Annotated in this window: 1 pseudogene; it reads right to left on the bottom strand. The window is 79.2% G+C overall.

The window, feature by feature from the left end:
* A pseudogene (locus ABD308_RS12185) lies at positions 1–693 on the bottom strand (ATP-binding cassette domain-containing protein); the annotation flags it as partial.

Here is a 693-nt window from a genome sequence, read left to right as displayed (position 1 = left end):
AGGCCCAGCCTGGCGGCCAGCCGGGCGGTCGGGCAGGGCCGGGCGCCGTGCTCGCCGACCATGGTGTCCAGGCCGTCCGGCAGGGTCTCGGTGAAGTCCAGCAGCCGGGCGGCGGCGAGCGCGGCGCGCAGCTCGTCCTCGTCCGCGTCCGGCCGGGCCAGCCGGAGGTTCTCGCGCAGCGAGCTGTCGAAGACGTGCGCGTCCTGGGCGCAGAGCCCGATCACCCGGCGCACGTCCTCCCCCGCGAGGTCCCGGCTGTCCACCGCCCGCGGACGGCCGGCGGCGAGCACGACGCTCCCGGCGTCCTGGTCCAGGAAGCGCAGCAGCGTCTGGGCGAGGGTGGTCTTGCCGGAGCCGGACGGGCCGACCACGGCGATCCGCCGGCCCGGGGCGAGGTCGAGGTCGACGCCGGCCAGCGCGTCGGTGTCCTGGCCGGGGTGGCGGGCGGTCAGCCCGCGGACGGCGATCGGCAGCGGCCGCTCGGGAAGGGCCTTCGGCGCGGCCGGTTCGGCGACGGCGGCGGGCGCGTCCAGCACCTCGTCGAGCCGGGCCGAGGCGGCCAGGCCTCGGCGGCGGGCCTGGACGGCGAGCGGCATGCCGGTGACGGCCTCGAAGGCGGCCAGCGGGGTGAGCACGACCACGGCCAGGCAGACCGGGGCGAGCGCCCCGGACTCGACGCCGCGCACGCCGACG

It is taken from the genome of Kitasatospora putterlickiae (assembly GCF_039527695.1).
GTDB classification, from domain to species: domain Bacteria; phylum Actinomycetota; class Actinomycetes; order Streptomycetales; family Streptomycetaceae; genus Kitasatospora; species Kitasatospora putterlickiae.
The sequence above is the reverse complement of the archived record's forward strand: the minus strand, read 5'-3'. Positions and strand labels throughout refer to the sequence as shown.